We start from the raw sequence: 18,640 nt of genomic DNA on the forward strand, positions 1-18,640 counted from the left end.
ACTAAACGCTAGCAGGCTATTCTTCTGTACGGAGTCCTAAACCGAGTTCCTCTAGCTTCTCCTGAACTTCCTCCAAAGACTTGCGTCCGAGGTTGCGGACCTTCATCATGTCTTCTTCGGTTTTCGTTGTCAGCTCTTGTACTGTGTTGATACCAGCACGTTTGAGGCAGTTATAAGAACGAACGGAAAGATCAAGCTCTTCTATCGTCATTTCAAGCACTTTTTCTTTTTTGTCTTCTTCTTTCTCTACCATGATTTCAGCGTCCTTCGCTTCATCCGTGAGGCCCACGAACAAGAAAAGATGCTCGGTCAAAATTTTTGCGCCGAGACTAACCGCTTCTTCCGGTCTGATACTGCCATCGGTCCATACTTCAAGCGTAAGCTTGTCATAGTTGGTTACTTGACCAACACGCGTATTCTCGATGGTGTAGTTCACACGGGAAATCGGGGTATAGATAGAATCAACAGGTATCACACCAATCGGCTGGTCTTCACGTTTGTTCTTATCAGCTTGAACATAACCGCGACCACGGTTGGCAAAGATACGCATATGGAGTCTTGAACCCGGTGCCAGGGTCGCAATGTGAAGTTCTGGATTCAGAATCTCTACATCGCTGTCCGCACGGATATCACCTGCAGTGATTGCTCCCTCGCCGTCAGCATCAATCTCGAGCACTTTCTCCTCATCCGAATGAATCTTAAGCGAAAGAGCCTTCAAGTTCAGAATGATTTCCGTAACGTCTTCCATCACACCAGGGATCGTAGCGAACTCATGCAGAACACCGTCGATTTGAACCGAGGTTACGGCTGCACCTGGAAGCGAGGAAAGCAAAATCCGGCGAAGCGAGTTCCCGAGAGTCGTGCCATATCCCCGTTCTAGTGGTTCTACTACAAATTTCCCGTAGGTGCCTTCATCGTTAACGTCTACGGTCTCAATTTTTGGCTTTTCGATTTCTATCACTGCAATACCCTCCTTCGAAACGTCGCTTCTTCTGAAACTGTCACCTTTTTGTGAGTCTGTCATGTAGTATGCCTAAACAACCATTCTTTCCAAGTTGCGATACGCTTATACCACACTAGAGGTTGACTTCATTAGACACGACGACGTTTTGGAGGACGACATCCGTTATGCGGAACTGGAGTTACGTCTTTAATCATGTTAACCTCGAGTCCTGCAGCTTGAAGCGAGCGGATTGCAGCTTCGCGGCCGGCGCCAGGACCTTTAACCATGACTTCAACGGATTTCATACCATGCTCCATCGCAGCTTTAGCAGCGGATTCCGCAGCCATTTGAGCGGCAAAAGGAGTCGATTTACGGGAACCTTTGAAACCAAGACCACCGGAGCTTGCCCAGGAGATCGCGTTTCCGTGTGGATCCGTAATCGTTACGATAGTGTTATTGAACGTGGAGCGGATATGTGCCACACCAGATTCAATATTTTTACGGTCACGACGTTTAGTACGTACGACTTTTTTTGGTTTAGCCATTGTCTGTTATCCCTCCTTCTTACTTCTTCTTGTTCGCTACAGTACGACGAGGACCCTTACGAGTACGGGCATTCGTCTTAGTACGTTGTCCACGAACCGGCAATCCACGACGGTGACGAACACCGCGGTAGCAACCGATCTCGATAAGACGTTTAATATTTAAAGAAATCTCACGACGCAGGTCGCCTTCCACTTTGACCGTTTTGTCGATCGATTCACGGAGTTTGCTAACCTCATCTTCTGTCAAATCCCGAACGCGAGTGTTCGGGCTGATGCCTGTTTCGCTCAGAATTTTCTGGGAAGTCGTTTTACCGATTCCGAAAATATAAGTCAAGGCGATCTCAACGCGTTTATCACGTGGCAAATCCACACCAGCTATACGAGCCATTTTACGCTACACCCCCTTCATTAACCTTGTTTTTGTTTGTGTTTCGGATTTTCGCAAATTACCATTACATTGCCTTTACGACGAATGACTTTGCATTTTTCGCAAATTGGCTTTACAGAAGGTCTTACCTTCATATCAATTACCTCCTAAACGTTTTACCGGAGTAAAACATATTTCGAAAGCATACGGCTGGCCCAAACTTCAGACCCACCTCCAAAGTAAAAGTTTTTACTAAGAAAAACCCAACTTTGCTATCATACCACGAAATTGTTCTCTTGCGGTATGGAATCTATTTACGGTACGTTATACGACCTTTAGTCAGATCATAAGGTGATAACTGTACAACCACTTTGTCCCCTGTCAGAATACGGATAAAGTGCATCCGCAGCTTACCGGAAACATGAGCGAGAATCTGATGGCCGTTCTCAAGCTCAACTTTAAAAGTAGCATTCGGCAGCGGCTCAATGACCGTACCTTCCACTTCAATGACATCTTCCTTAGCCATAGTCAGTCTCCTTTCTCTTCAGCATTGGTTAAATTGGATTCTTTAAACTTACTTACTGAATAACGCAGTTTTCCGTTCGTTACCCGGCCGCTCTCATTCAAACTATTCACAACTTCACTGCTGATCCAATCCGTACATTCAAGATGCTGAATGTTCTTCCGTTTGGCTTGATCAAACTTTCGTTTGCCGCCATCCGCAATCCGGACAAACCTGTCATCCAGTACTTCCACAACAATACCGATCCCTCCGGCATCCTTGCCTTTGAGAATCCTTACAATTTGACCGATCTGCGGGTCTGTGCGGTGTGTCAAGAGGTTCACCTACGCATCCAGTTTTGTAAGAATTTCGAGGCCGTCAGCAGTTACAGCCACTGTATGCTCAAAGTGAGCACACCATGAACCGTCCACCGTGACAACCGTCCAATTATCTTCCAGCGTCTTGACGTAACGCTTTCCGATATTGACCATCGGCTCTATTGCAAGCACCATTCCAGGTTTGAGTCTTGGACCGCGGTCTGGAACACCATAGTTAGGAATTTGCGGTTCTTCATGGAGCTTGGCTCCAATTCCGTGTCCCACATATTCTCTGACTACAGAGAATCCAGCTTCCTCGATGACTTGTTGAATCGCATGCGAGATTGTAAACAAGCGGACATCCGGCTTGACAAGTGCGAGACCAGCGTACAGTGAACGCTCCGTTACATCAAGAAGTCTTTGAACTTCATCCGTAATCTTGCCTACTGGATACGTCCAGGCTGAGTCACCGTGGTAACCCTTGTACTCCGCTCCGATGTCAAGACTGATAATGTCGCCTTCGTTTAATTTGCGCTTGCCAGGAAATCCATGAACCAGCTCTTCGTTAGTCGAAGCGCATATGCTGTAGGGGAAACCGTTATAGTTTTTAAAAGACGGCACTGCGTTTTGACTGCGAATGTACTTGTCAGCGATTTGATCAAGCTCTCCCGTCGTAATACCGGGCTCGATCGCTTGTGCCAAGATCCGGTGCGTTTCCGCAACAATCCGCCCTGCTTCTCTCATATAGCCTAGTTCCGTTTCGGATTTACAAATGATCATTCAGTTAACCTCGCAGTAGTGATACGATCTTCTCAGAAACCGTATCAATTTCAAGCTCGCCGTCGACTTCGCGCAGCAAACCTTTTTGTTCATAAAACGTAAGAAGCGGTGCAGTTTTTGAGATATACTCGTCGAGCCGAGTGCCCACGCTCTCTTCATTATCATCGGAACGCTGGTACAGCTCGCCGCCGCATTTATCACATACACCTTCCTGTTTAGGAGGGTTAAAGAGCACATGATAAGTAGATCCGCAAGACTTGCAAATGCGGCGTCCGGTGAGACGCGCCAGCAGCTTGTTGCGATCCACTTTCAGGTTGACGACATGATCCAGCTTAGTTCCTAGCTCGCTTAACAGCTGCTCCAGCGCTTCCGCTTGCGAAAGGGTTCTTGGAAAACCATCCAGTAAAAAACCTTTTTCGCAATCGGACTGCTGAAGACGCTCACGAACAATCCCCACAGTCACATCATCAGGTACCAGCAGACCCTGGTCGATGTATTCTTTAGCTTTAATCCCTACGGGAGTTCCTTGTTTGATCGCCAGACGAAATGCATCACCTGTCGAAATGTGAGGAATGCCGAATTCACCAACAATGACTTCCGCTTGTGTTCCTTTTCCTGCCCCAGGGGGCCCCATAATTAAGATGTTCAAGTCTGTCACTCCCTCCATAACTAGCTTGAGTGCAAGAACATAACAATAGGTGCCGGTTCGAGTCTAGAAGAGCCCGGCCGGAACCTATCGCCTACTTATTAATAAACCCTTTGTAATGGCGCTTCATCAACTGGCTTTCAATCGTCTTCATGGTATCCAGTGCAACACCGACTACGATCAGAAGAGATGTTCCCCCAATTTGAATTGAGCTAGGTAATCCAGCCCAAGTGCCCAAGGCTATCGGAAGCAGTGAAATTAGTGCCAGGAAGATTGCACCGGTCATCGTCAGACGTGTCATAACACGTGTGAGGTAAGTTGCCGTTGTTTTCCCTGGGCGAACTCCCGGAATATAACCCCCGTTCTTCTTCATCTGATCCGCCATTTGAGTCGGATTCATCTGAACAAAGGTGTAGAAGAACGTAAAACCAATAATCATTATGACATACAGCACCATAGCGAGCGGTGCGCCCTTTTGCATGGAGAAATTGTCAATGATCCACTGAGCCCAAGCATGCGTAGACCAGAAACCAGCAATGATTGATGGGAACTGGAGGAGGGAAACAGCAAAGATAACCGGGATAACGCCAGCCGCATTGATTTTCAATGGGATATGCGTATTTTGTCCGCCGTACATCTTGTTGCCAACCACCCGTTTTGCATACTGCACCGGGATCTTGCGGATCGCCTGTTGGATGTAAATAACACCGACAATAATCAGCGCTACAACCAAGGCAATGATTATAAATTTAGTGATATTCAGGAAGGTTTGGCCTTCCGCAATGAAATCAGAGTTGATCAAGCTTTGAATGTGTCCTGGAATACCCGCAATGATACTTGCAAAGATAATCAATGAAATACCATTACCAATACCCTTCTCCGTAATCTGTTCCCCGAGCCACATCAGGAACGCTGTTCCCGCTGTCAGCACGAGGGCAATCAGAGCATAGTCCGCAAATGTAGCATTTGGAACCATTTGAGTACCGTAGATCCGGTTAAAACCGATGGACATTGCAAAGGCTTGAATCACACCCAGCGCAATCGTTAAATAACGAGTGAGCTGTGCTGATTTCTTTTTCCCCATCTCACCCTGTTTGGCCCATTCCGCAAGCTTTGGAACGACATCCATGGACAGGAGCTGAACGATGATGGAAGCCGTGATATATGGATAGATCCCAAGCGCAAGTATTGAGAACTGCTTCAATGCGCCGCCCGAGAACGTGTTCAGGAGACCGAACAGTGCATTACCTGCTTGATTCGTTGCCGTGAACACATCCGTGTTAACACCCGGAACCGGTACGAATGTACCAATCCGGTAGATCAAGAAAATAAACAGAGTAAACAAAATTCGGTTGCGTAGATCCTTCACATTCCATATATTCTTGAGGGTTTTAAACATTAGATCACCTCGGTTTTACCGCCGGCAGCCTCGATCTTCTCTACCGCAGATTGAGAGAACTTATTTGCTTTTACAGACAATTTCACTGTAACTTCGCCGTTGCCAAGAATCTTGATTCCGCTCTTCGCGTTCTTCACGATACCTTGTTCCAACAACAGCTCAGGAGTAACCTCTGTATCCGCCGCAAAGTTGTTAAGTTCCTCGATGTTCACAATCGCATACTCTTTACGGGTTGGGTTAACAAAACCACGTTTTGGCAAGCGACGATACAGTGGGTTTTGTCCACCTTCGAAGCCCGGACGAACACCACCGCCGGAACGAGCGTTTTGACCTTTGTGACCACGTCCAGATGTTTTACCCATACCGCTACTTGGTCCGCGACCCACGCGTTTGCGCTCTTTGCGGGAACCAGGAGCTGGGGAAAGCTCATGTAACTTCATCGTTCGTTGCACCTCCTTCATAATTGTGGGCTAAAGCTTTATGTTGTCTTACTCTTGAATTTCTTGTACAGATACCAAATGACTCACTTGATTAACCATACCACGAATAGCAGGATTGTCGTTGTGAACCACTTGTTGGTTGATTTTACGAAGTCCTAAAGTTTTCACGGTAGTACGTTGGTTCTCCGGACGGCCAATCAAACTCCGTACGAGGGTAATTTGAAGTTTTGCCATGAGATTCCCTCCTTAACCGAGAAGTTCTTCGACGGATTTACCGCGTAATTTCGCAACATCTTCAGCACGTTTCAGACGGGACAAGCCCTCCAAAGTCGCGTTGACCATGTTCATGGAATTCGAAGAACCTAAGGATTTTGTCAAAATGTCGCCTACACCAGCAAGTTCAAGTACTGCACGAACTGGTCCGCCAGCGATAACTCCAGTACCTTCGGAAGCCGGCTTCAAAAGAACGCGGCCAGCGCCAAAGTGTCCTGTTACAAGGTGAGGAATAGTCGTTCCAACAAGCGGAACGTGTACCAGATTCTTCTTCGCATCTTCGATACCTTTGCGAATTGCTTCTGGAACTTCGCCCGCTTTACCGATGCCAGCACCAACCCAGCCTTTGCCGTCGCCGACAACAACCAGTGCGCTGAAACTAAAACGACGTCCGCCCTTTACAACTTTAGCTACACGATTAATATTTACAACTCTTTCAGTCAGTTCTAAAGCGTTAGGATCTATACGCAAGTCGTTAACCTCCTTTTAGAAATAATCTTAGAATTCAAGACCAGCTTCACGAGCTGCGTCAGCAAGAGCCTGAATCCGTCCATGGTACAAGTAGCCACCGCGGTCAAATACCACGTTTTTAACGTTTTTAGCTTGAGCACGTTTTGCAATCAGTTCGCCAACTTGACGGGCAGATTCAACACTACCGCCGTTGTTGATGCTTGCGCTAAGCTCTTTATCAATTGTAGAAGCAGACGCAAGAGTTACGCCAGCTACGTCATCGATCAATTGAGCATAGATATGTTTGGAAGAACGGTATACGTTAAGTCTTGGACGTTCAGCCGTTCCTTGGATTTTTTTACGCACACGCAGGTGTCTTTTCAGACGCGCTTTGTTTTTATCCGCTTTTGTAATCATGACTTCCATTTCACTCCCTTCGGTTTACCATACAAGCCGTTTCAATTCAAGCCGCAATCGGGTTATTACCTGTAAGAAGCTTACTTCTTCTTACCAGCTTTACCTTCTTTACGAATAATACGTTCGCCTTCATACTTGATCCCTTTACCTTTATAAGGCTCAGGCTCGCGTACGGAACGGATTTTAGCAGCGTATGCACCTACGCGCTCTTTATCGATTCCTTTAACGATGATCTTTGTATTCGCAGGAACTTCGAATTCGATGCCTGGTTCCGGAGTGATTTCAACCGGGTGGGAGTAACCCACGTTCAGGACGATCTTGTCACCGGATTTACTTGCACGGTATCCAACCCCAACCAGCTCAAGGGATTTGGAGAATCCGTCGGTTACACCGCTCACCATGTTGTTCACCACGCTGCGCGTAGTACCATGAAGAGAACGATGAAGTTTATTATCAGAAGGACGTTCTACATTGATTACGTTCTCTTCCACAGAAACTTTGATGTCCTTGTGAAGTTCACGAGTCAATGTACCTTTCGGTCCTTTTACCGTAATTACCGAGTTGTCGATTTTAACATCAACACCACTTGGTACGTTAATTGGTTTGCGACCAATACGAGACATTTGCTGCACCTCCTTGTTTTGTGACTTTAATTACCAAACGTAGCAGACAACTTCGCCGCCGGCTTTAGCCTGACGAGCTTCCTTGTCGGTCATAACACCTTTAGATGTGGAGATAATCGCAATACCTAGACCGCCGAGCACACGTGGAACTTCGTTGCTCTTCGTGTACACGCGAAGGCCAGGCTTACTGATTCTTTTCAATCCGGAAATAACGCGCTCGTTATTGGATCCGTATTTCAAGAAAATGCGGATAATCCCTTGTTTATTGTCATCGATATATTCTGCATCACGGATAAAACCTTCACGCTTCAAGATTTCAGCGATTTGTTTTTTGATCGTGGATGCAGGCATTTCCACAGTTTCGTGACGCACTACATTCGCGTTACGAATACGTGTAAGCATATCAGCAATTGGATCTGACATAGTCATTCGTGTAAACCTCCTTCCCGTTGTTGATTGTTTACCAGCTTGCTTTTTTCACGCCAGGGATCTGGCCTTTATAAGCTAATTCACGGAAACAAATTCTGCAGATTTTATATTTTTGCAGTACCGAATGTGGACGACCGCAACGCTCACAACGTGTATATGCACGTACTTTGAACTTTGGTGTGCGTTGTTGTTTAACTTTCATTGAAGTTTTTGCCACTTAGCCTGACACCTCCTGATCGATTCCAAGAATCGAATTTTTCCTTACTTTACAAAAGGCATTCCGAGTCCGGCCAACAATTCGCGCGACTCTTCATCGGTTTTAGCCGTAGTTACGATTACGATATCCATACCGCGCACTTTATCTACTTTGTCATACTCAATCTCAGGGAAGATCAATTGTTCCTTGAGGCCGAGTGTGTAGTTGCCACGTCCATCAAACGCTTTGTTAGATACACCGTGGAAGTCACGGACACGTGGAAGGGTTACATTGAACAGCTTGTCGAGGAAGTAGTACATACGCTCACCGCGAAGTGTTACTTTCACACCGATCGGCATGTTCTCACGAAGTTTAAATCCAGCGATGGATTTCTTCGCACGGGTGATAACTGGCTTTTGACCAGAGATCAGCTGCAGATCATTCACCGCAGAATCAAGTACTTTCGAGTTAGCTACTGCTTCACCAACACCCATGTTGATGACCACTTTCTCGATTTTAGGCACTTGCATAACCGTTGTATAGTTAAACTTTTGGATCAAAGCTGGGGTTACTTCATTCAAGAAACGCTCTTTCAATCTTGCTGCCATGAATCATGGACCTCCTTTCTTTCTTACTGGATTAGTCGATCACTTCTCCGGATTTCTTAGCTACACGAACTTTTTTGCCGTTATCCAATACTTTGTAACCGATACGGGTTACTTTTCCGCTCTTAGGATCGACATGCATAACGTTCGATGCGTGAATCGGAGCTTCTTGCTCAATAATTCCGCCTTGTGGGTTCAGCTGATTTGGCTTTTGATGTTTCTTTACCATGTTCACGCCTTCCACAAGCACACGGTTCTCACGAGGGTAAGCAGCGATGACGCGGCCTTTCTTGCCTTTGTCTTTACCACTGATTACGATCACCGTATCGTCTTTTTTGACGTGCAGTTTATTGTTGTGGGACTCCAGAATCTTTTTCAATCTAGGCATTTATTACACCTCCCGGTTGCATGAATATAAGGGACTCTTTCTTTAGATAACTTCCGGAGCCAAGGAAACGATCTTCATGAAATCTCTGTCACGCAGTTCGCGTGCAACAGGTCCGAAAATACGAGTACCACGTGGGCTCTTGTCCTCTTTAACTACTACAGCTGCGTTCTCGTCGAAAGCGATGTAAGAACCGTCTTTACGGCGAACCGAACGTTTAGTACGAACAACAACCGCTCTAACAACGTCACCTTTTTTGACAACGCCGCCTGGTGTTGCTTGTTTTACAGAACAAACGATCAAGTCACCGATTTGAGCTGTACGACGACCAGTACCACCCAGAACGCGGATACACATCAGTTCCTTCGCTCCAGAGTTGTCAGCAACATGCAATCGTGTAAATGGTTGAATCATTCTAGTATCCTCCTTTCGACTTCACTGACGAGCAATTAGATAATAACCGCTTGTTCAACGACTTCTGCAAGTCTCCAGCGTTTATCTTTGGAAAGCGGGCGAGTTTCGATGATTTTCACCGTGTCACCAATTTTCGCAGTGTTGTTCTCATCATGCGCTTTAAATTTCTTAGTGTATTTAATGCGTTTATGATACAGGTCATGCTTTTTGTAAGTTTCAACAGCTACTACGATGGTTTTATCCATTTTGTCGCTGACAACTTTACCAATTTGCACTTTACGGGCATTGCGTTCGCTCATGGTTAGCCTCCTTCCTGAATTCAGGCGCTGCTATAAGCTGCGTCGCTGTGTAACTTAGCTAGTAATACCAAGTTCTCTTTCATGTAAAACGGTTTTAGCACGAGCTATGGCCTTACGCACATCACGGATGCGAGTCGGGTTATCAAGCTGGCCAGTAGCCAGTTGGAAACGGAGATTAAAGAGTTCTTCTTTAAACCCGGCGATTTTTTGTTCAATTTCAACAGTGGTTAAGTTGCGAAGTTCATTAGCTTTCATTTGCTTCACCACCCAATTCTTCACGTTTCACAAACTTAGTTTTAACAGGCAGTTTGTGAGCGGCAAGACGCATCGCTTCGCGTGCGATTTCCTCCGATACACCAGCAAGTTCAAACATGATCTTACCTGGTTTCACAACTGCAACCCATTTCTCAACGTTACCTTTACCACTACCCATACGAACCTCAAGAGGCTTTTGAGTAATCGGCTTATCCGGGAAAATTTTGATCCATACTTTACCACCACGTTTGATGTAACGCGTCATTGCAATACGCGCTGCTTCAATCTGACGGTTCGTGATCCAAGATGGTTCAGTTGCTTGCAGGCCGTATTCACCGAAGTTCAGTTCAGTGCCGCCTTTAGCTTGACCTCTCAAACTACCGCGTTGTTGTTTGCGGTGTTTTACACGTTTTGGTACCAACATGATTAGTTGCCTCCTTCCTGAGCAGCTTGTTTCTTAGCCGTAGGAAGAACCTCTCCACGATAAATCCATACTTTTACACCGATACGGCCGTAAGTTGTATGAGCTTCAGCTGTACCGTAGTCAATATCAGCACGAAGCGTATGAAGTGGAACAGTTCCTTCACTGTAGCCTTCCGAACGAGCAATTTCAGCACCGCCAAGACGGCCGCTAACTGCTGTTTTAATCCCTTTCGCGCCAGAACGCATAGTTCTTTGAATCGCTTGTTTCAGAGCACGACGGAAAGAAACGCGACGTTCCAATTGTTGTGCAATGCTTTCTGCGACCAGAATTGCATCGAGCTCAGGGTGTTTGATTTCAGAAATATTGATATGAACTTTCTTGCCACCAGCGATCTTAGTAATCTCGTTGCGAAGGTTCTCAACTTCAGAACCACCTTTACCGATAACCATACCTGGTTTCGCAGTGTGGATAGTTACGTTCACACGGTTAGCCGCTCTTTCGATCTCGATACGAGATACTGCGGATTCTTTCAATTTACCTTTAAGGTGTTCACGAATTTTTACATCTTCCAGCAAAAGATCACCGAAATCTTTGCCTGCATACCATTTAGATTCCCAATCACGGATAATACCTACCCGCAATCCGACGGGATTTACCTTTTGGCCCACACGTTTTCCCTCCTTATTTTTCGGATACCACCAAAGTGATGTGGCTGGTGCGTTTGTTGATCCGGCTTGCACGTCCCATAGCACGAGGACGGAAACGTTTCATTGTCGGACCTTGGTTAACGAAGATTTCCGAAATAACCAATTTATTTACATCCATAGAATAGTTATGTTCAGCATTCGCAATCGCCGAGTTCAAGAGCTTCTCCACTACTGGCGAAGCAGCTTTAGGAGTGTGGCGAAGAATGGCGATAGCTTCACCCACTTGCTTGCCGCGGATCAGGTCAACCACGAGCTTAACCTTACGAGCAGCAATACGAATGGATCTTGCATGTGCTTTTGCTTCCATGTTTGTTACCTCCTCTCAAACGAAGAACTTCATTTTAGCGTCTTGTTTTCTTATCGTCGTCCGTATGACCTTTGTAGGTACGGGTTGGTGCGAATTCGCCCAACTTGTGTCCTACCATATCTTCAGTTACATATACCGGTACGTGTTTGCGGCCGTCGTATACGCCGAAAGTGTGTCCGATAAACTGTGGGAAAATGGTGGAACGGCGGGACCAGGTTTTGATCACAACTTTTTTGTTACTTTCGTTCACTTCATCCACTTTTTTAAGCAGGTAGCCATCGATGAATGGCCCTTTTTTCAAACTGCGACCCATAGCTTGAATCCTCCCTTCATGAAACCTTTATAAGTCTCTAACCCGTTAACCGGAGAAGTAATGCGCCTAAGCGTATTACTTCGTGCGACGGCGAACGATGTATTTATCAGAAGCTTTTCCTTTTTTACGCGTTTTGTAACCAAGGGTTGGTTTGCCCCAAGGAGACAATGGCGATTTACGACCGATCGGAGCGCGACCTTCACCACCACCGTGAGGGTGATCGTTAGGGTTCATAACTACCCCGCGGACTTCCGGACGTTGACCCAACCAACGGCTGCGGCCAGCTTTACCGATTTTCACAAGCTCGTGGTCTCCGTTACCTACGGAACCGATTGTAGCGCGGCAAACTTTAAGAAGTTTACGCACTTCACCGGAAGAAAGACGAACTGTGACATATTTTTCTTCTTTACCAAGAAGTTGAGCTTCAGTACCAGCTGCACGAACAAGCTGTCCGCCTTTGCCTGGTTGAAGTTCGATGTTGTGGATAACTGTACCTACTGGAATGTTCTCCATAGGAAGCGCGTTACCGATTTTGATGTCGGCATTTGCACCAGATACTACTACGTCGTCCACTTTCAAGCCCTTAGGAGCAAGAATGTAACGCTTCTCACCGTCTGCATAGTGAATCAAAGCGATGTTGGAAGTACGGTTCGGGTCATACTCGATTGTAGCAACGCGGCCCGGTATTCCATCTTTGTTCCGTTTGAAGTCGATGATACGATATTTACGTTTGTGTCCACCACCGTGGTGACGAACCGTAATTTTACCTTGGTTGTTACGGCCAGCAGTTTTGCTAAGCGGCGCAAGCAAGGATTTCTCCGGCACATTTGTTGTGATTTCTTCAAAAGTAGACACGGACATAGCGCGTCTTGCCGGGGATGTCGGTTTATACTTTTTGATTGGCACTTGTTTTCCCTCCTAACTGTGAAAAATTCTTATACCGATTCAAAGAACTCCAGCGGTTTGCTATCGGCCGTAAGTGTTACGAACGCTTTCTTCCATTCGGAAGTGTATCCGAAATGACGTCCGTACCGTTTTGGCTTCGCAGGGACACGCAAGGTGTTAACATTGCTTACCTTCACGCCAAAGATCGCTTCAATCGCTTGTTTGATCTCAGTTTTGTTCGCACGGATATCCACTTCGAACACATATTTCTGTTCACCCATGTATTCAGCCGTACGTTCTGTGATCACTGGACGTTTGATAACATCACGAGGATCTTTCATTACGCGAGCACCTCCTCTACCTTCTGAACTGCTTCTTTCGTAATGATCAGTTTGTCGTACGTAAGTACGTCAAGAACATTGATGCCATCAGCTGCTACAAATTTCACACCCGGAATATTACGGGCAGAAAGCGCAACGTTGTCATCGTAGCTGGATCCTACAACCAAAGCTTTGCGTTCTACCTTAAGGTTGTTCAAGATAGCTGCGAATTCTTTAGTCTTCGGTGCACCAAAGCTCAATTGATCTAGTACGATAATGTCGTTATCAACAACTTTCGAAGAAAGCGCGGATTTAATCGCCAAACGACGAACTTTCTTAGGAAGTTTGAATGCATAACTGCGTGGTGTTGGTCCGAATACGATACCGCCACCTACCCATTGTGGAGCGCGGATCGAACCTTGACGAGCGCGGCCAGTACCTTTTTGTTTCCAAGGCTTACGACCACCGCCACGTACTTCAGAACGTCCTTTTACTTTGTGAGTGCCTTGACGAAGGGATGCACGCTGCATAACAACAGCATCATGAAGGACATGGACGTTCGGCTCGATACCGAATACCGCATCGTTCAATTCAACTTCGCCAACTTGGCTGCCACTGACATTAAAAAGTGCTACTTTAGGCATTGTTTGTTCCTCCTTTCTTCAGAAGAATTATTTCTTCACCGTTTCTTTGATTTTCACGAAGCCTTTTTTAGGACCCGGTACAGAACCTTTCACGAGCAGCACGTTACGTTCAACGTCAACCTTGATGATCTCAAGTCCTTGAATCGTAACCGTTTCGCTACCCATATGTCCTGGCAGGTGTTTACCTTTAGGAACACGGTTCGCTTGAATGGAACCCATGGAACCCGGTCTACGATGGTAACGGGAACCGTGAGCCATTGGTCCGCGGCTTTGTCCCCAACGTTTGATAACGCCGGCAAAACCTTTACCTTTGGAAATACCAGTTACGTCAACAAATTCACCTTCAGCAAAGACATCAGCTTTAACCTCTTGGCCAACCTCATATCCTGCCAAATCAATACCGCGAATTTCGCGAACGTAGCGCTTAGGTGCAGTGTTAGCCTTTTTGGCATGTCCTGCTTCTGGTTTGTTGGCTGCTTTCTCTTTCTTATCAGAGAAACCAAGCTGTACCGCTTCATAACCGTCGTTCTCAGCATCCTTCTTCTGCAAAACAACATTGGGGCCTGCTTCGATTACAGTTACAGGGATTACATTACCTTCAGCGGTAAATACTTGAGTCATTCCAAGCTTTCTTCCTAAGATACCTTTCATGTTGACACCTCATTTCCTTTCCTAATCACAATGCATTTTATTGACTTACAGTTTGATTTCGATATCTACACCGGACGGCAGATCCAAGCGCATCAAGGCATCCACAGTTTGTGGAGTCGGATTCACAATATCGATCAGACGCTTGTGTGTGCGTTGTTCGAACTGCTCCCGAGAATCCTTGTACTTGTGTACCGCACGAAGAATAGTAATAACTTGTTTTTCTGTTGGAAGTGGAATCGGTCCAGATACGCCAGCACCCGAACGTTTTGCAGTTTCAACAATTTTCTCAGCGGATTGATCAAGAATTCTATGGTCGTAAGCTTTCAAACGAATACGAATCTTTTGCTTTGCCATTTTTAGTCCCTCCTTCTATCGCCCAATTTATTATCGGACATACTCCGTGAAAATTTTCCAATCACACTGCCTCATGGCAAAGGGGCCGGGTGTGTCGGTAACCTCTCACATCATCGCAACGTCACAGAACAACATTCATTATTATATAGAATCCATAGGCTGAATGCAAGCATAATATACAAAAAACTTTGCGAGTCCACAAATGATAAATTTACCAGTGTACTTAACGCTTCCAGTCACCCAATACGGCTTTCTTCTATTATAAATAAAAAAGGTTCGCCTCCAAGAGACGAACCTTCTCTTCTTTCGTTTACATCACACTGTTGCTCGTTCCATCACAATGTTGCTTTATTGTTCAAACCAAGCTTTGACAGCTTGATTATTTTTGGATTGTTGCTACGGATCCTGCACCTACTGTACGTCCGCCTTCACGAATGGAGAACTTAGTTCCTTCTTCAATCGCGATTGGGGAGATCAGTTGTACAGTAACAGTGATGTTATCACCAGGCATAACCATTTCAGAACCTTCTGGAAGGTTGATGATACCAGTTACGTCAGTTGTACGGAAGTAGAACTGTGGACGGTATCCAGTGAAGAAAGGCTTGTGACGGCCACCCTCTTCTTTAGTCAGAACGTAGATTTGAGCAGTGAACTCAGTGTGTGGCTTAACGGAAGCTGGTTTAGCCAATACTTGACCACGCTCGATTTGGTTACGGTCTACACCGCGAAGAAGAGCACCGATGTTGTCACCAGCTTGAGCGGAATCCAGCAATTTGCGGAACATCTCAACACCAGTTACAACGGATTTCTTAGTTTCTTCAGTGATACCCACGATTTCGATCTCGTCGCCCACTTTAACAGTACCGCGCTCTACACGACCTGTAGCAACTGTACCACGGCCAGTGATGGAGAATACGTCCTCGACAGGCATAAGGAAAGGCTTGTCAGTTTGACGCTCTGGAAGCGGGATGTAAGTGTCGATGATTTCGAACATTTCAACGATTTTCTTAGCCCAGTCGCCGTCTGGGTTTTGAAGAGCTTCACGAGCAGAACCACGAGTGATTGGAGTGTCGTCACCAGGGAACTCGTATTCGTTCAGAAGGTCACGGATTTCCATTTCAACCAGTTCCAAGAGCTCTTCGTCTTCAACCATGTCACATTTGTTCAGGAACACAACGATGTAAGGCACGCCTACTTGGCGGGACAACAGGATGTGCTCACGAGTTTGTGGCATTGGGCCGTCAGCTGCGGATACAACCAGGATTGCTCCGTCCATTTGAGCAGCACCAGTGATCATGTTTTTAACATAGTCGGCGTGACCTGGGCAGTCAACGTGTGCATAGTGACGGTTGTTAGTTTCATACTCAACGTGTGCAGTTGAGATTGTGATACCGCGCTCGCGCTCTTCTGGAGCTTTATCGATTTGGTCGAATGCTACAGCAGCACCACCATAAGTCTTGGACAATACAGTAGTGATTGCAGCAGTCAGGGTAGTTTTACCATGGTCAACGTGACCGATTGTACCGATGTTAACATGCGGTTTTGTACGTTCAAATTTAGCCTTTGCCATTTTAAACAGTTCCTCCTTAAAATATGGGATTGTTATGTTTGGGCCGTCCGGAATGCCTTTCCGAAGAAAGACTTCCTTCCAGCAGTTAAAAACAGATTAGTCTGTACCTTTGGCTTTGGATACGATCTCTTCCTGAATGGATTTAGGAACTTCTTCGTAGTGACTAATTTCCATTGAGAACACACCGCGTCCTTGTGTACCAGAACGAAGAGTTGTGGAATATCCGAACATCTCGGAGAGAGGCACCTTCGCACGGATGATTTGAGCTCCACCACGGGAATCCATACCTTCGATACGGCCACGGCGGGAGTTCAGCATACCCATAACGTCACCCATGTACTCTTCAGGGACTGTTACTTCAACTTTCATAATTGGCTCAAGAATGACCGGCTTACACTTCTCTTTAGCCGCTTTCAGAGCCATAGAACCTGCAATTTTGAACGCCATCTCGTTGGAGTCAACATCATGGTATGATCCATCGACGATTGTCGCTTTTACATCCACGAGTGGGAATCCAGCAAGGACACCGTTCTTCATTTGCTCTTCGATACCTTGTTGTGCCGGTCCGATATATTCTCTTGGTACCGAACCACCGACAATCTTGCTATCGAATTGGTTGCCACTGCCTGGTTCAAGCGGTTCGAATTCAACCCATACGTGACCGTATTGACCACGGCCCCCGGATTGACGCACGAACTTACCTTCAACGCGTGCAGCTTCACGGAAAGTCTCACGGTAAGCAACCTGTGGTTTACCTACGTTCGTTTCAACCTTGAACTCACGACGCATACGGTCGATGATGATATCAAGGTGAAGCTCACCCATACCCGCCAGGATCGTTTGACCTGTTTCTTCATTAGTAGACGCACGAAGAGTTGGATCCTCTTCAGTGAGCTTACCAAGAGCAACACTCATCTTATCTTGGTCGGCTTTGGTTTTAGGTTCAACCGCGATCTCGATAACTGGTTCAGGGAAGTTCATCGATTCAAGAATAACCGGATGCTTCTCATCACACAGTGTATCACCTGTACCAGTATCTTTCAAACCTACGGCAGCTGCGATATCACCGGAGTAAACTTCAGTGATCTCTTGACGGCTGTTCGCATGCATCTGAAGGATACGACCGATACGCTCGCGTTTGCCTTTTGTAGCATTCAGTACGTATGAACCGGATTGAAGAACACCGGAGTACACACGGAAGAATGTCAATTTACCCACATAAGGGTCTGTCATGATTTTAAATGCCAATGCCGAGAACGGTTCTTCGTCCGAAGACTTACGAATCGCTTCAGTTCCATCGTCAAGGTGACCCTTGATGTCCGGCACGTCGATCGGAGCTGGCAGGTAATCAATAACTGCGTCCAGCATAAGCTGAACCCCTTTATTGCGGTAAGAAGAACCGCAGATAACTGGGAAGATCTTAACTTCTACTACACCTTTACGAAGGGCTGCTTTGATCTCAGCTACTGTGATCTCTTCACCTTCAAGGTATTTCATAGTCAGTTCTTCATCAAGTTCTGCAACCTTCTCAATCAGTTCACTGCGAAGTTCTTCGACTTGGTCTTTGAATTCCGCAGGGATTTCGGTTTCTTCGATGTTTTGACCCAGATCGTCTTTGTACATATACGCTTTTTCTTCAACGATATCAATGATACCGGTAAAGTCGTTCTCTGCACCGATTGGAAGCTGGATAGCCACCGCATTCGCTTGCAGACGATCACGCATATCTTTTACAACGTTCAGGTAGTCAGCACCGATAATATCCATTTTGTTAACATATGCGATCCGTGGAACGCCATAACGGTCAGCCTGTCTCCATACAGTTTCAGACTGTGGCTCCACGCCTTCTTTCGCACTGAAAACGCCTACTGCCCCGTCCAATACACGAAGGGAACGTTCTACTTCAACTGTGAAGTCAACGTGCCCTGGGGTATCGATGATATTAACGCGGTGACCTTTCCATTGAGCGGTAGTTGCAGCGGACGTAATTGTGATCCCGCGCTCCTGCTCTTGCTCCATCCAGTCCATTGTCGCAGCACCCTCGTGAACTTCCCCGATTTTGTGCGTACGGCCTGTGTAGAACAAGATCCGCTCAGTGGTAGTTGTCTTACCGGCGTCAATATGTGCCATGATCCCGATATTACGTGTATTTTTCAAGGAGAACTCTCTTGCCATGAATA

32 protein-coding genes are annotated in these 18,640 nt (G+C 46.2%); all 32 read right to left on the reverse strand.

The genetic code is table 11. The annotated features are described in order from the left end of the window. Positions 1 to 16 precede the first annotated feature (16 nt). Positions 17 to 961, reverse strand: a complete 945-nt coding sequence (locus KJS63_RS25105; RefSeq protein WP_068620367.1) for a DNA-directed RNA polymerase subunit alpha — start codon at positions 959 to 961, stop codon at positions 17 to 19. 131 nt (positions 962 to 1,092) lie between these two features. After that, the gene (gene rpsK / locus KJS63_RS25110) at positions 1,093 to 1,488 is read right to left on the reverse strand and encodes a 30S ribosomal protein S11 (protein WP_068620375.1); all 396 of its coding nucleotides are present in this window, start codon (positions 1,486 to 1,488) and stop codon (positions 1,093 to 1,095) included. A 19-nt stretch (positions 1,489 to 1,507) separates the two neighbouring features. Further along, positions 1,508 to 1,876: a 30S ribosomal protein S13 gene (rpsM, locus tag KJS63_RS25115; protein ID WP_213621573.1), complete on the reverse strand. Its 369-nt coding sequence runs from the start codon at positions 1,874 to 1,876 to the stop codon at positions 1,508 to 1,510. A gap of 20 nt (positions 1,877 to 1,896) precedes the next feature. Then, on the reverse strand, positions 1,897 to 2,010 hold the full coding sequence (gene rpmJ, locus KJS63_RS25120) for a 50S ribosomal protein L36 (protein WP_003333770.1): 114 nt from the start codon (positions 2,008 to 2,010) through the stop codon (positions 1,897 to 1,899). A 155-nt stretch (positions 2,011 to 2,165) separates the two neighbouring features. After that, positions 2,166 to 2,381 (reverse strand): translation initiation factor IF-1, encoded by a 216-nt coding sequence (gene infA, locus KJS63_RS25125; RefSeq protein ID WP_006212898.1) that lies wholly within the window; start codon positions 2,379 to 2,381, stop codon positions 2,166 to 2,168. 2 nt (positions 2,382 to 2,383) lie between these two features. Continuing rightward, positions 2,384 to 2,692: a KOW domain-containing RNA-binding protein gene (locus KJS63_RS25130; protein WP_213621574.1), complete on the reverse strand. Its 309-nt coding sequence runs from the start codon at positions 2,690 to 2,692 to the stop codon at positions 2,384 to 2,386. Positions 2,693 to 2,701: 9 nt separating this feature from the next. Then, complete coding sequence (map, locus tag KJS63_RS25135; RefSeq protein WP_068620381.1) at positions 2,702 to 3,454, reverse strand: type I methionyl aminopeptidase; 753 nt, start codon at positions 3,452 to 3,454, stop codon at positions 2,702 to 2,704. Between the two features lie 4 nt (positions 3,455 to 3,458). Next, positions 3,459 to 4,103 (reverse strand): adenylate kinase, encoded by a 645-nt coding sequence (locus KJS63_RS25140; RefSeq protein ID WP_068620383.1) that lies wholly within the window; start codon positions 4,101 to 4,103, stop codon positions 3,459 to 3,461. Between the two features lie 91 nt (positions 4,104 to 4,194). After that, entirely contained in the window at positions 4,195 to 5,499 is a 1,305-nt protein-coding gene (secY, locus tag KJS63_RS25145; RefSeq protein WP_068620385.1) for a preprotein translocase subunit SecY, read from the reverse strand. After that, positions 5,499 to 5,939, reverse strand: a complete 441-nt coding sequence (gene rplO, locus KJS63_RS25150; protein WP_068620387.1) for a 50S ribosomal protein L15 — start codon at positions 5,937 to 5,939, stop codon at positions 5,499 to 5,501. Before rplO ends, secY begins: the two co-directional genes overlap by 1 nt. A gap of 48 nt (positions 5,940 to 5,987) precedes the next feature. Then, the gene (rpmD, locus tag KJS63_RS25155; RefSeq protein WP_068620389.1) at positions 5,988 to 6,173 is read right to left on the reverse strand and encodes a 50S ribosomal protein L30; all 186 of its coding nucleotides are present in this window, start codon (positions 6,171 to 6,173) and stop codon (positions 5,988 to 5,990) included. A gap of 12 nt (positions 6,174 to 6,185) precedes the next feature. After that, a complete protein-coding gene (gene rpsE / locus KJS63_RS25160; RefSeq protein WP_068620394.1) occupies positions 6,186 to 6,683 on the reverse strand; it encodes a 30S ribosomal protein S5 in 498 nt (165 codons plus the stop codon). Between the two features lie 27 nt (positions 6,684 to 6,710). Further along, positions 6,711 to 7,079 carry a 50S ribosomal protein L18 gene (rplR, locus tag KJS63_RS25165; RefSeq protein ID WP_082927147.1) on the reverse strand — a complete coding sequence of 123 codons (369 nt, stop codon included), beginning with the start codon at positions 7,077 to 7,079 and terminating at the stop codon, positions 6,711 to 6,713. Positions 7,080 to 7,159: 80 nt separating this feature from the next. After that, entirely contained in the window at positions 7,160 to 7,702 is a 543-nt protein-coding gene (rplF, locus tag KJS63_RS25170; protein WP_068620398.1) for a 50S ribosomal protein L6, read from the reverse strand. A 30-nt stretch (positions 7,703 to 7,732) separates the two neighbouring features. Then, positions 7,733 to 8,131, reverse strand: a complete 399-nt coding sequence (gene rpsH / locus KJS63_RS25175) for a 30S ribosomal protein S8 (protein ID WP_068620401.1) — start codon at positions 8,129 to 8,131, stop codon at positions 7,733 to 7,735. Positions 8,132 to 8,162: 31 nt separating this feature from the next. Continuing rightward, the gene (locus tag KJS63_RS25180; RefSeq protein WP_009226651.1) at positions 8,163 to 8,348 is read right to left on the reverse strand and encodes a type Z 30S ribosomal protein S14; all 186 of its coding nucleotides are present in this window, start codon (positions 8,346 to 8,348) and stop codon (positions 8,163 to 8,165) included. A 44-nt stretch (positions 8,349 to 8,392) separates the two neighbouring features. Beyond that, entirely contained in the window at positions 8,393 to 8,935 is a 543-nt protein-coding gene (gene rplE, locus KJS63_RS25185; protein WP_068620403.1) for a 50S ribosomal protein L5, read from the reverse strand. A gap of 31 nt (positions 8,936 to 8,966) precedes the next feature. Beyond that, a complete protein-coding gene (gene rplX / locus KJS63_RS25190) occupies positions 8,967 to 9,320 on the reverse strand; it encodes a 50S ribosomal protein L24 (RefSeq protein ID WP_082927007.1) in 354 nt (117 codons plus the stop codon). A 42-nt stretch (positions 9,321 to 9,362) separates the two neighbouring features. Continuing rightward, on the reverse strand, positions 9,363 to 9,731 hold the full coding sequence (gene rplN / locus KJS63_RS25195; protein ID WP_068620404.1) for a 50S ribosomal protein L14: 369 nt from the start codon (positions 9,729 to 9,731) through the stop codon (positions 9,363 to 9,365). A 35-nt stretch (positions 9,732 to 9,766) separates the two neighbouring features. Beyond that, complete coding sequence (rpsQ, locus tag KJS63_RS25200; RefSeq protein ID WP_068620405.1) at positions 9,767 to 10,030, reverse strand: 30S ribosomal protein S17; 264 nt, start codon at positions 10,028 to 10,030, stop codon at positions 9,767 to 9,769. Positions 10,031 to 10,084: 54 nt separating this feature from the next. Beyond that, complete coding sequence (gene rpmC / locus KJS63_RS25205; RefSeq protein WP_068620407.1) at positions 10,085 to 10,285, reverse strand: 50S ribosomal protein L29; 201 nt, start codon at positions 10,283 to 10,285, stop codon at positions 10,085 to 10,087. Beyond that, positions 10,275 to 10,709, reverse strand: a complete 435-nt coding sequence (rplP, locus tag KJS63_RS25210; RefSeq protein WP_068620409.1) for a 50S ribosomal protein L16 — start codon at positions 10,707 to 10,709, stop codon at positions 10,275 to 10,277. The genes rpmC and rplP overlap by 11 nt, the downstream gene beginning before the upstream one ends. Before the next feature lie 2 nt (positions 10,710 to 10,711). Next, positions 10,712 to 11,377 (reverse strand): 30S ribosomal protein S3, encoded by a 666-nt coding sequence (gene rpsC, locus KJS63_RS25215; protein ID WP_213621575.1) that lies wholly within the window; start codon positions 11,375 to 11,377, stop codon positions 10,712 to 10,714. 13 nt (positions 11,378 to 11,390) lie between these two features. Continuing rightward, positions 11,391 to 11,723, reverse strand: coding sequence for a 50S ribosomal protein L22 (rplV, locus tag KJS63_RS25220; protein WP_068620412.1), 333 nt, complete (start codon positions 11,721 to 11,723; stop codon positions 11,391 to 11,393). A gap of 34 nt (positions 11,724 to 11,757) precedes the next feature. Further along, complete coding sequence (gene rpsS, locus KJS63_RS25225; RefSeq protein WP_068620413.1) at positions 11,758 to 12,036, reverse strand: 30S ribosomal protein S19; 279 nt, start codon at positions 12,034 to 12,036, stop codon at positions 11,758 to 11,760. 75 nt (positions 12,037 to 12,111) lie between these two features. Then, positions 12,112 to 12,942, reverse strand: a complete 831-nt coding sequence (gene rplB, locus KJS63_RS25230; RefSeq protein WP_068620414.1) for a 50S ribosomal protein L2 — start codon at positions 12,940 to 12,942, stop codon at positions 12,112 to 12,114. A 29-nt stretch (positions 12,943 to 12,971) separates the two neighbouring features. Further along, a complete protein-coding gene (gene rplW / locus KJS63_RS25235; RefSeq protein ID WP_068620416.1) occupies positions 12,972 to 13,262 on the reverse strand; it encodes a 50S ribosomal protein L23 in 291 nt (96 codons plus the stop codon). Continuing rightward, positions 13,262 to 13,885, reverse strand: a complete 624-nt coding sequence (gene rplD, locus KJS63_RS25240; protein WP_213621576.1) for a 50S ribosomal protein L4 — start codon at positions 13,883 to 13,885, stop codon at positions 13,262 to 13,264. The genes rplW and rplD overlap by 1 nt, the downstream gene beginning before the upstream one ends. A gap of 27 nt (positions 13,886 to 13,912) precedes the next feature. Then, positions 13,913 to 14,536, reverse strand: coding sequence for a 50S ribosomal protein L3 (gene rplC, locus KJS63_RS25245; RefSeq protein ID WP_068620420.1), 624 nt, complete (start codon positions 14,534 to 14,536; stop codon positions 13,913 to 13,915). Positions 14,537 to 14,581: 45 nt separating this feature from the next. Further along, positions 14,582 to 14,890 carry a 30S ribosomal protein S10 gene (rpsJ, locus tag KJS63_RS25250; RefSeq protein WP_009226637.1) on the reverse strand — a complete coding sequence of 103 codons (309 nt, stop codon included), beginning with the start codon at positions 14,888 to 14,890 and terminating at the stop codon, positions 14,582 to 14,584. 379 nt (positions 14,891 to 15,269) lie between these two features. Beyond that, positions 15,270 to 16,460: an elongation factor Tu gene (gene tuf / locus KJS63_RS25255; RefSeq protein ID WP_068620421.1), complete on the reverse strand. Its 1,191-nt coding sequence runs from the start codon at positions 16,458 to 16,460 to the stop codon at positions 15,270 to 15,272. A gap of 96 nt (positions 16,461 to 16,556) precedes the next feature. Next, positions 16,557 to 18,635: an elongation factor G gene (gene fusA, locus KJS63_RS25260; protein WP_068620422.1), complete on the reverse strand. Its 2,079-nt coding sequence runs from the start codon at positions 18,633 to 18,635 to the stop codon at positions 16,557 to 16,559. Between the last annotated feature and the right edge of the window lie 5 nt (positions 18,636 to 18,640).

This window comes from Paenibacillus sp. J22TS3 (assembly GCF_018403205.1).
Lineage (GTDB): Bacteria > Bacillota > Bacilli > Paenibacillales > Paenibacillaceae > Fontibacillus > Fontibacillus tuaregi.

What these genes read in the sequence shown, in the direction of transcription:
- rpsK (WP_068620375.1), bottom strand. Translation starts at nt 1,488, where the DNA reads ATGGCTAAACCAAAAAAAGTCGTACGTACTAAACGTCGTGACCGTAAA.
- rpsM (WP_213621573.1), bottom strand. Translation starts at nt 1,876, where the DNA reads ATGGCTCGTATAGCTGGTGTGGATTTGCCACGTGATAAACGCGTTGAG.
- rpmJ (WP_003333770.1), bottom strand. Translation starts at nt 2,010, where the DNA reads ATGAAGGTAAGACCTTCTGTAAAGCCAATTTGCGAAAAATGCAAAGTC.
- infA (WP_006212898.1), bottom strand. Translation starts at nt 2,381, where the DNA reads ATGGCTAAGGAAGATGTCATTGAAGTGGAAGGTACGGTCATTGAGCCG.
- map (WP_068620381.1), bottom strand. Translation starts at nt 3,454, where the DNA reads ATGATCATTTGTAAATCCGAAACGGAACTAGGCTATATGAGAGAAGCA.
- secY (WP_068620385.1), bottom strand. Translation starts at nt 5,499, where the DNA reads ATGTTTAAAACCCTCAAGAATATATGGAATGTGAAGGATCTACGCAAC.
- rplO (WP_068620387.1), bottom strand. Translation starts at nt 5,939, where the DNA reads ATGAAGTTACATGAGCTTTCCCCAGCTCCTGGTTCCCGCAAAGAGCGC.
- rpmD (WP_068620389.1), bottom strand. Translation starts at nt 6,173, where the DNA reads ATGGCAAAACTTCAAATTACCCTCGTACGGAGTTTGATTGGCCGTCCG.
- rplR (WP_082927147.1), bottom strand. Translation starts at nt 7,079, where the DNA reads ATGATTACAAAAGCGGATAAAAACAAAGCGCGTCTGAAAAGACACCTG.
- rplF (WP_068620398.1), bottom strand. Translation starts at nt 7,702, where the DNA reads ATGTCTCGTATTGGTCGCAAACCAATTAACGTACCAAGTGGTGTTGAT.
- rpsH (WP_068620401.1), bottom strand. Translation starts at nt 8,131, where the DNA reads ATGACTATGTCAGATCCAATTGCTGATATGCTTACACGTATTCGTAAC.
- rplE (WP_068620403.1), bottom strand. Translation starts at nt 8,935, where the DNA reads ATGGCAGCAAGATTGAAAGAGCGTTTCTTGAATGAAGTAACCCCAGCT.
- rplX (WP_082927007.1), bottom strand. Translation starts at nt 9,320, where the DNA reads ATGCCTAGATTGAAAAAGATTCTGGAGTCCCACAACAATAAACTGCAC.
- rplN (WP_068620404.1), bottom strand. Translation starts at nt 9,731, where the DNA reads ATGATTCAACCATTTACACGATTGCATGTTGCTGACAACTCTGGAGCG.
- rpsQ (WP_068620405.1), bottom strand. Translation starts at nt 10,030, where the DNA reads ATGAGCGAACGCAATGCCCGTAAAGTGCAAATTGGTAAAGTTGTCAGC.
- rpmC (WP_068620407.1), bottom strand. Translation starts at nt 10,285, where the DNA reads ATGAAAGCTAATGAACTTCGCAACTTAACCACTGTTGAAATTGAACAA.
- rplP (WP_068620409.1), bottom strand. Translation starts at nt 10,709, where the DNA reads ATGTTGGTACCAAAACGTGTAAAACACCGCAAACAACAACGCGGTAGT.
- rplV (WP_068620412.1), bottom strand. Translation starts at nt 11,723, where the DNA reads ATGGAAGCAAAAGCACATGCAAGATCCATTCGTATTGCTGCTCGTAAG.
- rpsS (WP_068620413.1), bottom strand. Translation starts at nt 12,036, where the DNA reads ATGGGTCGCAGTTTGAAAAAAGGGCCATTCATCGATGGCTACCTGCTT.
- rplW (WP_068620416.1), bottom strand. Translation starts at nt 13,262, where the DNA reads ATGAAAGATCCTCGTGATGTTATCAAACGTCCAGTGATCACAGAACGT.
- rplD (WP_213621576.1), bottom strand. Translation starts at nt 13,885, where the DNA reads ATGCCTAAAGTAGCACTTTTTAATGTCAGTGGCAGCCAAGTTGGCGAA.
- rplC (WP_068620420.1), bottom strand. Translation starts at nt 14,536, where the DNA reads ATGAAAGGTATCTTAGGAAGAAAGCTTGGAATGACTCAAGTATTTACC.
- rpsJ (WP_009226637.1), bottom strand. Translation starts at nt 14,890, where the DNA reads ATGGCAAAGCAAAAGATTCGTATTCGTTTGAAAGCTTACGACCATAGA.
- tuf (WP_068620421.1), bottom strand. Translation starts at nt 16,460, where the DNA reads ATGGCAAAGGCTAAATTTGAACGTACAAAACCGCATGTTAACATCGGT.
- fusA (WP_068620422.1), bottom strand. Translation starts at nt 18,635, where the DNA reads ATGGCAAGAGAGTTCTCCTTGAAAAATACACGTAATATCGGGATCATG.